Below are 12,359 nucleotides of genomic sequence, written 5' to 3'. Positions count from 1 at the left end.
ATGAAAAAAATCACCGATTTACAAGGCTCCTTTGAACTGCACAATGGGGTCCACATGCCCTATTTTGGATTGGGGGTATATCAGTCCAAAGACGGGAGCGAAGTCATCAATGCAGTACAAGCGGCTCTGAACCACGGTTACAGGCACATCGATACGGCCGCTATTTACCATAACGAAGAAGGCGTTGGTACAGGCATCAAGGAAAGCAATGTGGACCGTAGGGACATTTTCCTGGTCAGTAAGGTCTGGAACACTGACCAAGGCTACGATTCTACGCTGAAAGCATTCGATGCCAGTTTGGAGCGCTTGGGGACCGATTATCTGGACCTGTACTTGATCCATTGGCCCAAAGGGGAGCTGTCCAAGGAAACCTGGAAGGCTTTGGAACGCTTGTATAAAGAAAAACACGTTCGTGCCATTGGTGTGAGCAATTTCTTGAAGCATCACTTGGAAGATTTGTTGACCTCGGCGGAAATCGTTCCCATGGTCAACCAGATGGAGTTCCATCCCTACTTGGTGCAACAGGATCTGGTCGATTTCTGCAAAGCGCAGCGTATCCAATACGAAGCATGGTCCCCGTTGATGCAGGGAAATATCTTTGATTTGGATATTATGAAGAAGATGGCAGCCAAATACAACAAGACCATTGCCCAAGTGGTATTGCGGTGGGACCTTCAAAAAGGAGTGGTCACCATCCCAAAATCATCCAAAAAGGAACGCATTGTCGCCAACGCCAACATTTTTGACTTTGAATTGACAGAAGAAGATATCCAAGCCTTGGACAAACTGGACCGGGGCAAGCGGTTTGGGCCCGATCCGGACAATTTCGACTTCTAGGAAACGAACAGTGCCTTCAGTTCCGTGGCATCTGATGGCTTCAATTTACCTGCTAACACCAGACTCAACTGTTTTCTTCTCAAGGCAGCCGCAAAGCGTTCTTTTTCCAGAGCGGTCTCCGGCTCCAAAGGAGGAACTTCGGTAGGTTTTCCGGTATCATCGACCGCCACAAAGGTATAAATGGCCTCATTGGCCTTGGTGCGCTCGCCGGTAAAACGATCCTCGATCCACACATCGATAAAGATTTCCATGGAAGTGGTAAAGGCCCTGGAAACCGCCGCCTCCACCGTCACCACACTGCCCAATGGCACAGCCCGGTTAAAGGCCACATGGTTCACAGAAGCGGTCACCGTGATCCTACGACTATGTCGGCGGGCAGCAATACTGGCCGCCCTGTCCATACGGGCCAAGAGTTCCCCGCCAAAAAGATTGTTCAGGGGATTGGTTTCACTGGGCAATACCAAATCGGTCATCACGGTGCGTGATTCACTTGGGGTTTTAGCGCGCATACTTTAAATTTTGCGCAAAGATATTGAAGTGTGGAATGGTTTTAAAGAAAGGAAGGTTATTTCTCCGAAAGCAACCAGGCATCCTTTGATTCCGTGGCTTTTACCTGCTTCAAAAAGGTCAAAGCTTCTTTGGGGTCTTCGAAACTGTCATAGGCCACTTGATGGAGACCATATCGGTTTTCGCCCAAGTAGAAGGCATTGTACCCCTTTTCCTTGAGCTCGTCCACCCTTTTTTCGGCATTTGCGGCCTCGCGGAAGGCACCTGCAATCACATGATGCTTGCCCAATTGCCTTTTGGTGACCTCGATGTTGATGGCAGGAAGTTCCAATGGGGCACTTTCAAAGAATGTGGCCTCTTGGATCAAACGGGAAACCTCTTGTTGGGCATCCTGTTGTGCGGCAACCTCCTTTTGTTGGAAATCACCATAGGTGCGATAAGAGGTAACTCCCAGGGAAACGGCCAATAATAGAATGGCGGCATATTTCAACCAAGGACGGAAGGGCGATGCTTCGCGTTTTTCCGGAGTGATGATGAACGGGATACGCTCTTCGAGTTCCTCCACTTCTACCTTCAGCACTTCTCGCTGTATGGGTGTTGCCACAAATGTGGACAGGCCAAAGGACGAAGTCAGGAAATTGGTCGTGTTCTCCGGCTGGAACTGGATTCTACGTTCCTTGTTGTGCCAAAGTTTTCCAATGCCAAAAACCTCGATGCTCTCCCCTTTTTCCAGTTTTGAGTTCCAATTTTTGGCCACTTCTTCCACTTCTCCCAACATTTCCTCATAACCCAGTTTTTTTTCCTTGGCAATGTAAGAGACCAAAAGACCATCATTTTTGGAAAGTTGGGCATTAAAGGAAAGCGTTTTGGAAGGAGGGATCAACGTACTTGTGGAAGCATCGATCTTTGCGGAAGTGCTATGCGCCAAAAAGGCCCCGAATCCGGGAACCACGACACAATTGTACTCGAACAATAATTTTTCTATGTAGGCATCAATCCGCATGGGAACAAATATTGTAAAAAAAGAAAGAGTACAAAACAGGCGGCCCCACTTTTTTTCAACATTTGAAAAACCGTATTTTGTGAACAACTTTGACACCCAAATCAAATGACTGAACCTGAAATTATTGCGGCCCTACGCCTGCAGGCCATTCCCAACATCGGGGATGTGACGGCCAAGAAACTGATTGCACACTGCGGAAGTCCAACCGCAGTTTTTGAGGACAAACTGCACCACCTTCTAAAAATCGACGGTATTGGGAAGCTGACCCTAAAGGCCCTTCACGACCCCGAACACCTCAAAGAAGCCGAATCCGAATACAACTTTCTTTCCAAAGAAAAGATTAAGGTGTCCTATTTCATGGAAGAGGATTACCCCGCTTACCTGAAACATTGTGTGGACGGCCCTATCCTACTTTTTCAACGGGGAAACATCAATTTGGTAAAACAACGATTGATCAGTGTGGTGGGCACTAGGAACGTGACCAATTATGGTGCTTCCTTCTGCGAAACCTTTATTGAGGAGATTGCCCCGATGGACCCCGTCATCGTCAGTGGGTTTGCCTATGGTGTGGACATTGCGGTGCAACGGGCGGCCATGGAAAAGGGATTGCAGACCATTGCCTGTCTCGCCCACGGCTTGAACCAGATCTATCCGAAGGCCCACAAGAAATACCAAAGGAAGATGGAGGAAAACGGCGGTTTTGTGACCGAGTTCTGGAGCACCAGCAGGCCTGATCGGGAGAATTTTTTACGACGGAACCGCATTATTGCCGGGATGAGTGAGGCCACGATTGTCGTGGAGTCTGCGGAAAAAGGGGGAAGTCTGGTCACGGCCGATCTGGCGAACGGTTACAACAGGGAGGTATTTGCCGTTCCCGGAAGAAGCACGGACAAGCTGAGCAAGGGCTGTAACGACCTGATCAAGGGCCAAAAGGCCCACATGCTCACCTCTGCGGCCGACCTGATCTATCTTTTGGGGTGGGATTTGGACGAAAAAAAGGAGGGTGAAACTGTGCAAAAACAGCTGTTCATCGAGTTGGATGCAACAGAACAGTCTATCTACTCCTACCTGCAGTTGAACGGGAAACAGTTGCTGGATACCGTGGCCTTGGAATGCAATCTGCCCATTTTCAAAACTTCGTCCACACTTTTGGGCATGGAAATGAAGGGGGTGATCCGACCATTGCCCGGAAAACTGTTCGAGGCGATCTAAGGGGGGCTATTTTCCAATTTTGGACGGCGAAATATGTTCAATTTTCAACTGAGGGATGAGGTACAGAAAAGGGGCCAAAACCTTGTCCTTTGGTCGTTCAAATTAGGACATTCACCCTGTTTTGCATAGAATATTTCGCAATCATATAGACTTCCTGTTGCCGTTCATCGAAGAGGGATACCACAGAACAGTCAATCTATTTTAGGCTGTAGTTGAACGGGAAAGAACCACAGCTCATCTTGGTTTTGGGGGAATACCCAGAGAGTTTTCAACATTTGCCCAGTGTTTTTGTCCAAGGAAATGATGGGAAAGATCCGACCAATGTCTCAAAATGCCTTGAAATGGTTCAATATTTGGTACAATAGAACCATCAAAACAAGGAAGGATTGTATCAGAATGACACAAATTCCACGAATTCATAAGATGGGATTGCACTTGAACTTGACTCCTGAACGTATAGCTTTTAGTACCCCAATTTCTCCCGTACCCTTTCCAACACCCTATTCGCCACTTTTCGGGCCTTTTCGGCTCCAATGGCCAGTGCTTCGTCCACTTCCTCGGTGTGGTTCATGTAGTACTCAAATTTTTCACGGGGCTCTTCAAACTTTTGGAGGATAAGTTCGTACAGGGCCTGTTTGGCATGGCCGTAACCGTAATTTCCTGCCAAGTAGTTGGCGCTCATCTCTTCCACTTGTTCTGGGGAGGCCAAGAGCTTGTAGAGGGCAAAAACGTTGTCCTTCGTGGGGTCCTTTGGGTCTTCCATGGGGGTGCTGTCGGTCACGATTCCCATGATTTCCTTTCGGAGCTTTTTGTCCGGCTGGAACAGGTTGATGAGGTTGCCACGGCTCTTGCTCATTTTTTCGCCGTCCGTTCCGGGAACATACATGGTCTGTTCATGCACCCTGGCCTCGGGCATCACAAAGGTCTCGCCCATTTGGGCGTGGAAGCGCGAAGCGACATCACGGGTCATTTCCAAGTGTTGGAGCTGGTCCTTGCCCACGGGAACGATATCGGCATCGTAGAGCAATATATCGGCGGCCATCAGCATGGGATAGGTGAACAGTCCGGCGTTCACATCTTCCAAACGATCGGCCTTGTCCTTGAAGGAATGGGCCAAGGTCAACCTCTGATAGGGAAAAAAGCAGCTCAGGTACCAGGCCAACTCGGCAGTTTGCGGAATGTCGCTCTGCCTATAAAAAACCGTCTTTTCGATATCCAGGCCAAAGGCCAACCAAGCAGAGGCAATGGCATAGGTGTTGCTTCGCAAGAGCGCTCCATCTTTGATCTGGGTGAGAGAGTGCATATCGGCGATGAAAAGAAAGGAATCGTTTTTGGGATCCCTTGCCATTTCTATGGCGGGTGCTATCGCCCCCAAAATATTCCCCAAATGGGGTGTGCCTGTGCTCTGTATTCCTGTGAGGATTCGGGCCATGTTCTAATTTTGGCCATAAAAGTACGCATCGCCTAGGTATAAAAAAAGCGATCAAGGTCGGTGCGGCCATATTGTTTTTTCAGAAACCCCTATTAAGTGAAAAGGAAGGTAATCTATGTGTAATAAAGAGACCCAAAAACTTTACATTAGCGTATGCTTAGCACAATTAGACACATGGGGCAGTTCCTTTACCGGGTATGGTTTTATCTGCTGGTGGCGGTGCCCATTTTCCTCTTCTTCCCCCTTTTGTTGTTGGCGACCCTATCGGAACGGACCTATCCGCAATTCTTCTGGATGGCACGTAACCTCTGGGCGAGGCCAATCCTCATCGGAATGGGGTGTGTTCCCAAAATAACAAGGGAGCAGCAGATGGAACGGGGCAAGAGTTATATGTTGGTGGCCAACCATGCCAGTATGCTGGACATTATGCTGATGTTGGTGGTGAGCAGAAATCCCTTTGTTTTTGTGGGCAAGAAGGAACTGGTAAAGATTCCCATTTTCGGTTTTTTCTATAAAAGGGTCTGCATTATGGTGGACAGGGATGACATACGCAGCCGTACCGGGGTGTATCGTCGAGCGCAGCGTAGGTTGGACCAAGGGCTCAGCATCTGTATATTTCCCGAAGGCGGAGTGCCGGAGGAAGAGATTGTGCTGGACGAGTTCAAGGACGGGGCCTTCAAAATGGCGATTGCCCATAAAATCCCTGTGGTCCCCATGACATTCCATGACAATAAAAAACGGTTCCCTTTCACCTTGAACCATGGTGGCCCTGGACGGATACGGGCAAAGGTGCACCACTTTTTTGAAACGGGGATCCTGAGTATAGAGGACACTTCCACATTGAGGGAGGAAGTAAGGGATCTGATTTTGAAAGAACTTGTCGGGGGATGAAGGGGATTGCTACAAAAGTCGGGGAAGCTCTATGGTGATCAATCGTTTTTGGTCCGATAGGGTGCTGATGGAGTTTGTGATGTTATAGCCCTTCACGGTATTCAACAGGTTGATCTGTTCCTCCCATTGCAGGATACCTTCCCTATATCCGGATAGATTGTTGGCAGATTTCATGTTGAGTGAGTTGTGGACCACCTCCAAGGTCACTGATGTGGAGCCCACCTTTAGCAATACCTCAAAATGTTGCCCCTTTTGTTGGTGGGACATGACACTCTCAATAATGTTCTCAAAGAGGGTCTGCACTACAAGGGAGGGAATGATGGCCTCTTCGATTTTTTTTGGGTCTTCCTGGACAGCGATGTCAAAATCGAAGAGGCCATCATATCGAAGTTTTTGGAGGGTCAGATAGGAGTGCAACATCTCGATCTCGTCCTTCAAACTGACGCTTTCCTGTCCCAATTGTCCCAAATAGAACCGGATGAGCTTGCTGAACATGGACAAATATTCCATGGCCAGCTTCTTTTTCTCGGAAGTGACAAAATATTGGATGGAATTCAGTGCATTGAAGACGAAATGGGGATTGAGCTGTGAGCTCAATGTCCTGAATTTCAGTTCCACCATCTCTTCCTTCATCTGTATGAGCCGTTCCCGTTCTTCCATGAGGGCCTTGCAATCACGGGCACTTTTGATCTTTATGGCAGAAATGGAGGCGATTGCCGAAAGCATCTTAAGATGTCTGTCCGTAAAAAAATCTAGTTCGGGATGTTCACAGTCGATGACGCCATACAGTACACCGTCACAAGTGATCGGCACACAGATTTCCGAAAGCCCTGCTGCGCCATCCGTGATGTACCGTGGGTCTTTTGAGGTGTCGTTTACGATCTCTGCTTTGGCAGTTTTGGCCACATGCCCGCAAATGCCCTGTCCCAAAGGGATTTCGATGGGACCGTCTTCAGTGTTGTGGGTGCTCTTGGGACCATGTGCCGCTTTGGGCACCAAAATATCGTTATGGTTTACAAGGTAGATGACACAGTCTTCGAAGCCCAGCTTGGAGATACAGTTCTTGGCCATGTCCCAAAGAATATCCTCTTCGCCCTTTTTGCCCAAAAGCGATTTTGAAAAATAAATGAGAACATCTTCAAATGGATCGTGTTCCACAATATGGAGGTTAGTATTTGGTAGTCAAAGTACTAAAAATTTGTGTACGATTACAGCACAAAAAAAGTGCCCCGCCAAAAAAGCAGGGCACTTGGTTGATTGCATAAAGGTGCAATCGTCCTAACCAACCTTTTGTTTCCTAAAACTTGAAGCTGACGCCGCTATACACCCCAATGGAAAAGGGTTGGAACACGCCAGCAGTATTGGAAAAGGTGTTCAATTGGTATTTGAACACAGGTTCTATATTCAATTGTACCTTTGGGGAGAACTCATAGTTGAGGCCCATACCCACGTTGGCACTGAAATTCACTGAATTTGCATTGTTCGCCTCGCCCACTTCGGTGACAAGGTCCTGCGACTCCAACAATACGGAATTGTCCACGAGGAACAGGGAACTGACCCCTCCGATGAGGTCCACCCCAAATTTTTTGTCCACCAGGGCATAGTTGATTTCCACTGGGACTTCGATATACCCTAGTTGCTGTACCATTTTTCCGTCTAGGGCCGCCGTCGCGTTCAGCACCTCTTTGCCATCCGAAGTAATAGGGCTGCTATAGGATTTGTTGGCACTTTGGACCACAAGGCTCTCCGAAGTCTGGCGGTAATCAATGTTGGCGAACATCTCGTTCGAGGAAGACCGCAATGTTGAGGAAAACACAACATCATTGGTGTCATAACCATAGTTCACTTTGTGTACCCCTGACCGGATTTTCACCTTTTTCCCCACTTCGTAGGCCACAGTGAGGCCATAGCTCAGGTTGAAGTTCCCCGATTTGGAGTTGGATGAGAAATCGGAATGAATCGGTGACCCATTGCCCGATGCACCAAAATAGACCGGGGCAACGGATGGCCCAACGGACCATTTCCCGGAATTGTCCCGTGCAGCAATGAGCTCTTCTTCACCCTCTTGCTCCTTGATGGCATCATAGATGGATTTTTTGCCGGACTCTTCCTTTTGCTGCTCTTGCTCCTCGGTCATGGCAATGGCCTGCCCTTCTTTTTTGGCCTGCATATCGGACCCAGTCTGTTTTTCCAAGGATTGGTTCTTGGCATTGTTGAGCGCGATGGCGTCCTTGTCATTGGATGTCTTGTCCAACAGCACGTCTTGTTTGGAAACCTTGTCCTGTTCGATGTTATTTCTTTCTTGGACATGGTCCGCGACCGTCAAGGCCTCTTTTTCGTCCGGGTTTTGGATGTTGGGAGTAGTTATCCGTTCATTGGGAGCTGTTTTTTTGTCGGTTCGGGCCACTTGGTCTTCAGAAATTGAACGGAAATCTCCACTTTTTGAATTTTGTCCGTCTTGGGTTTTGGAAACATCATTTTTATCAGAATCCGCCAATTTTTCTGTTGCCGCAACGCTGGAAGGCTTGTTGAAATCTTCTGGATTCGCTTTCTTGTCGGCTGTTGGATCGGTATCATTTTCCGTATCGGTAACGGTCTGCTCCACATCTTGTTTCACGTCCGTGCCGAAAGGGTCCATCACATAGAATAGTACGACCAAAGCTGCGGCAACTCCCCCAAGCTGCCACCATATCGGAACCATGCGTTTCTTTTGCTTCCTGTCCAGGGACGCCTCTATGGACCTCCACACCTTTTCGTCCGGGGTCTCTTGATAATCCCGGAAGGTGTCCCTAAACAATTGCTCTACATTCTTTTTCCCCATTGTTAAGTTCTTTAAGCAATGTTTATTTTCTCTTTTTCTATTTTCTCCCTCAAAATGGTCTTGGCCCTCGCCAAGTTGGACTTTGAGGTCCCAGTGGATGTCCCCAACATCTCACTGATTTCCTTATGACTGTATCCGTCCAAGACATAAAGGTTGAACGTCAGTCTATATTTGTGCGGCAATTCCTGTATGTATCCCAAAAGGGTGGACAGGCTGATGTCCGCTTGATCGGTTTCCACCTCGGCCTCGTCCCCTATTTCTTCGGAAACAAGGTTGAGATGGTTTTCCTTTCTGTATTTCTGCAGCACGGTGTTCACCGTAATTCGCTTGATCCATCCTTCAAATGAACCTTGAAAGCCGTATTGGTCTATCTTGCTGAAAATGGTCATGAAACTATCGTGCAGATTGTCTTCCGCCTCGGTCTTGTTCCTTGAGTATTTCAGGCACATGCCGAAAAGTACGCCCGAATATCTCTGGTATAGTTCGGACTGTGCCTGACGTTTCCCTTTTTTACAATTATGTATCAGCTCTTCAAGATCCAAATGTTGGTCAATTTTGGATTGTTGCTACTCAGTTTGTGGGTTCCGGATCTACCGGGACCGTGTATTCCAAATAAATGGGCTCTTCGTTTTCGTCTTCTCCGGCATAGAACCTGAAATGATATTCGCCGGTATAGATCACGTGGAACTTCAGGGTGGCCACAACCTCTGTCGCTTCTTGGGGGCAGGCATTTTCCTCATCTGTGAGCACGGAGCCGATCACTACTACATCACGGTCCGTCTGATCGGTCTTGGTCACATCAAACCCTTCAAAGAAGGTGCAACCGTTGGGTCTTTCGTAGGTTACTTCAATATCGTAGGTCTTTCCGAGTTCAAAAGATTCGGGAACATCTGCCTCCACTGCAGTAAGGGCAGCAAAGTAAAAATTTGGGGAATCATCGTCCAGGTCACACGAACTGAACCATGAGCATGCCACAAACAATAAAATGGGCACAAGCACTTTTTTCATACAAATCCTTTTTTTATTCCCTAGATGTGCTATATACACAAGGGTTGCGTAGGATTTTCACAACCAAAAGTTAATTTGCCCGGATAACCGGATAAAGTGTGCAGGATTATTTGCTAACGGCGGCTATGGCCTCCTTTATTTTGCTCTCAAGTTCTTCGGAAAGTTCGGGATTGTCGATGAGCAGGGCCTTTACGGCATCACGTCCCTGCCCGAGCTTGGTGTCGCCATAGCTGAACCAGGAACCACTTTTCTTGATGATCTCGTAGGCCACGCCCAAATCCAAAATCTCACCGATCTTGGAAATACCTTCACCGTACATGATGTCGAACTCGGCGGTCTTGAAAGGAGGGGCCACCTTGTTCTTCACCACCTTCACACGGGTCTTGTTCCCCTGTACTTCGCCGTCGGTGTCCTTTATCTGTGTGGAGCGTCGAATGTCCAAACGGACAGAGGCATAGAACTTAAGGGCGTTTCCACCCGTGGTGGTCTCGGGGTTTCCGAACATCACCCCTATTTTTTCCCGCAACTGGTTGATGAAGATCACGGTACATTTGGTCTTGCTGATGGTCGAGGTCAATTTTCGGAGCGCCTGGGACATCAAACGGGCATGAAGACCCATTTTTGAGTCGCCCATTTCGCCCTCGATCTCACTTTTTGGGGTAAGCGCGGCAACGGAATCCACGATCACAATGTCGATGGCCCCGGACCTGATGAGGTTTTCGGCGATTTCAAGTGCCTGTTCCCCGTGGTCGGGCTGCGATATGATGAGGTTGTCGATATCGACACCCAATTTCTTGGCATAAAAACGGTCAAAGGCGTGTTCCGCATCAATAAAGGCTGCGATGCCCCCTGCTTTTTGTGCTTCGGCAATGGCATGAAGGGTCAGGGTCGTCTTCCCGGATGATTCGGGACCATAGATTTCGATGACCCGTCCCCGGGGATAACCGCCCACCCCAAGGGCAATGTCCAATCCCAACGATCCGGAAGGGATTACCTCCACATCTTCCACCACACTATCGCCCATTTTCATCACGGCACCTTTGCCATAGGTCTTGTCCAGTTTGTCCAAGGTCAGTTTAAGGGCTTTCAGTTTTGCTTCTTTCTCGTTGCTCATGGTTTTAAAATAATTAGGAAGGCTAAAATACCATTTCTTTCTTCATACGACAAAAGCCACGCAACCTTTTTGATCTTATCTAATCTATGGGGTACTAACTCATATCAATAGGGCCGTTTTGGGCCCGAAATGGCAAGGAGGGAGAAAAATTACGCTTTGAAAAAGAAAGGAATACGCTTAAAAAAGGGCCCATTTGTGGGTCCTTTTTCGTTGCCACAAGGAAGAATCCCTATCTTTGTGGCCATTTTTATTGAAAAAACATTCTTTAACCTGTCTGCCGACAGGCAGGCTTAAATTATTGGTATAGCATGCAACTGTACAATACGTTAAGCGCAAGGGAAAGGGAACAGCTCATTGAAGAGGCCGGCAAGGATCGGCTCACTATCTCTTTCTACAAATACGCAAACATTGGCAATCCACAGATCTTGAGGAACCATCTTTTCATTGCTTGGAACGAAATGGACGTACTGGGCCGGATCTATGTGGCCCATGAGGGCATTAATGCACAACTTTCGGTGCCCGCGGAAAACTTTGAAACCTTTAAAGCGCACTTGGACAGTATCACCTTTTTGGAAAATGTGAGGTTGAACATCGCCATCGAACAGGACAACAAATCTTTTTTGAAACTGAAGGTGAAGGTCAGAAAAAAAATCGTTGCGGATGGGCTGAACGATAGCACTTTTGACGTGACCAACAAAGGGATCCATGTGGGGGCCGAGCAGTTCAACGAGCTCATCGAGGACCCGGACACCGTGTTGGTGGACATGCGCAACCACTATGAAAGCGAAATAGGCCATTTCAAGAATGCCATCACCCCCGATGTGGATACGTTCCGGGATTCATTGGACATCATCGAAAGGGACCTGGCCGAGCACAAGGAGGACAAAAAACTGGTGATGTACTGCACGGGCGGCATCCGCTGCGAAAAGGCAAGTGCCTACTATAAGCACAAAGGCTTCAAGAATGTGTTCCAGTTGGAGGGTGGGATCATCGAATATACCCGCCAAGTGAAGGCAAAAAATCTGGAGAATAAATTTCTCGGTAAAAACTTTGTTTTTGACCACAGAAGGGGCGAACGCATTTCCGAAGACGTGATCGCACATTGCCACCAATGCGGAAAACCCTGCGACACCCATGTCAACTGTGCCAATGAAGCCTGCCATTTGCTCTTTATACAGTGCGAGGAATGTGCAGTAGCCATGGACAATTGTTGCTCGGTGGAATGCCAGGAAGTGCACGGGTTGCCCTATGAAGAACAAAAAAAACTGCGCAAGGGCAAGGGGGCCAGCAATAAGATTTTTAAAAAAGGACGCTCCCCTGTATTGAAATACAAGAAGTAGCATTTCACCACTGCAACAAAATTATGCTATCTTTACCATAGGAATTATTTATGAACCCTTTTGAGGTTGTTCGAAAAAGATAAGGACAGTTAAATATCACATTGAGCTGTTATCCTGAGCGAGTTGAAGGAGCAGTGTAGATGTACATAAAGTCCAGTTGTTCTCGACAGTGATCGAGCAGACAACAATCTTTT

General features: G+C 47.8%; 12 protein-coding genes. 4 read left to right on the top strand and 8 right to left on the bottom strand.

Going from position 1 to position 12,359, the window contains the following annotated elements; genetic code table 11:
• Positions 1–837: an aldo/keto reductase gene (locus FOT42_RS09280; protein WP_151890292.1), complete on the top strand. Its 837-nt coding sequence runs from the start codon at positions 1–3 to the stop codon at positions 835–837.
• Here the strand turns inward: FOT42_RS09280 and FOT42_RS09275 are convergent.
• Both FOT42_RS09275 and FOT42_RS09270 read right to left on the bottom strand, forming a co-directional pair.
• A complete protein-coding gene (locus tag FOT42_RS09275) occupies positions 834–1,346 on the bottom strand; it encodes an acyl-CoA thioesterase (protein ID WP_151890291.1) in 513 nt (170 codons plus the stop codon). The two genes, FOT42_RS09280 and FOT42_RS09275, sit on opposite strands and share 4 nt — an antisense overlap.
• Before the next feature lie 56 nt (positions 1,347–1,402).
• Entirely contained in the window at positions 1,403–2,347 is a 945-nt protein-coding gene (locus FOT42_RS09270; RefSeq protein ID WP_151890290.1) for an HU domain-containing protein, read from the bottom strand.
• Positions 2,348–2,452: 105 nt separating this feature from the next.
• On the opposite strand from FOT42_RS09270, the gene dprA reads away from it, so the two are divergent.
• Positions 2,453–3,559 carry a DNA-processing protein DprA gene (dprA, locus tag FOT42_RS09265; RefSeq protein ID WP_151890289.1) on the top strand — a complete coding sequence of 369 codons (1,107 nt, stop codon included), beginning with the start codon at positions 2,453–2,455 and terminating at the stop codon, positions 3,557–3,559.
• A 463-nt stretch (positions 3,560–4,022) separates the two neighbouring features.
• Here the strand turns inward: dprA and trpS are convergent, their stop codons facing one another.
• The gene (trpS, locus tag FOT42_RS09260) at positions 4,023–4,991 is read right to left on the bottom strand and encodes a tryptophan--tRNA ligase (RefSeq protein ID WP_151890288.1); all 969 of its coding nucleotides are present in this window, start codon (positions 4,989–4,991) and stop codon (positions 4,023–4,025) included.
• Between the two features lie 153 nt (positions 4,992–5,144).
• Between trpS and FOT42_RS09255 the strand changes: the two genes are divergently transcribed.
• Positions 5,145–5,882 carry a lysophospholipid acyltransferase family protein gene (locus FOT42_RS09255; RefSeq protein ID WP_151890287.1) on the top strand — a complete coding sequence of 246 codons (738 nt, stop codon included), beginning with the start codon at positions 5,145–5,147 and terminating at the stop codon, positions 5,880–5,882.
• Positions 5,883–5,891: 9 nt separating this feature from the next.
• Here the strand turns inward: FOT42_RS09255 and FOT42_RS09250 are convergent, their stop codons facing one another.
• The 5 genes from FOT42_RS09250 to recA all read right to left on the bottom strand — a co-directional run bounded on the left by FOT42_RS09250 (position 5,892) and on the right by recA (position 10,825).
• Positions 5,892–7,040 carry a histidine kinase gene (locus FOT42_RS09250; RefSeq protein ID WP_226789841.1) on the bottom strand — a complete coding sequence of 383 codons (1,149 nt, stop codon included), beginning with the start codon at positions 7,038–7,040 and terminating at the stop codon, positions 5,892–5,894.
• Between the two features lie 139 nt (positions 7,041–7,179).
• A complete protein-coding gene (locus FOT42_RS09245) occupies positions 7,180–8,703 on the bottom strand; it encodes an outer membrane beta-barrel protein (protein WP_151890286.1) in 1,524 nt (507 codons plus the stop codon).
• An 11-nt stretch (positions 8,704–8,714) separates the two neighbouring features.
• A complete protein-coding gene (locus FOT42_RS09240; RefSeq protein ID WP_151890285.1) occupies positions 8,715–9,245 on the bottom strand; it encodes an RNA polymerase sigma factor in 531 nt (176 codons plus the stop codon).
• A gap of 28 nt (positions 9,246–9,273) precedes the next feature.
• Entirely contained in the window at positions 9,274–9,711 is a 438-nt protein-coding gene (locus FOT42_RS09235; RefSeq protein ID WP_151890284.1) for a hypothetical protein, read from the bottom strand.
• 106 nt (positions 9,712–9,817) lie between these two features.
• On the bottom strand, positions 9,818–10,825 hold the full coding sequence (gene recA, locus FOT42_RS09230; protein WP_151890283.1) for a recombinase RecA: 1,008 nt from the start codon (positions 10,823–10,825) through the stop codon (positions 9,818–9,820).
• Positions 10,826–11,133: 308 nt separating this feature from the next.
• On the opposite strand from recA, the gene trhO reads away from it, so the two are divergent.
• Entirely contained in the window at positions 11,134–12,165 is a 1,032-nt protein-coding gene (trhO, locus tag FOT42_RS09225; RefSeq protein WP_151890282.1) for an oxygen-dependent tRNA uridine(34) hydroxylase TrhO, read from the top strand.
• Positions 12,166–12,359 lie beyond the last annotated feature (194 nt).

It is taken from the genome of Flagellimonas hadalis (genome assembly GCF_007785775.2).
GTDB lineage: Bacteria > Bacteroidota > Bacteroidia > Flavobacteriales > Flavobacteriaceae > Flagellimonas > Flagellimonas hadalis.
The sequence above is the reverse complement of the archived record's forward strand: the minus strand, read 5'-3'. Positions and strand labels throughout refer to the sequence as shown.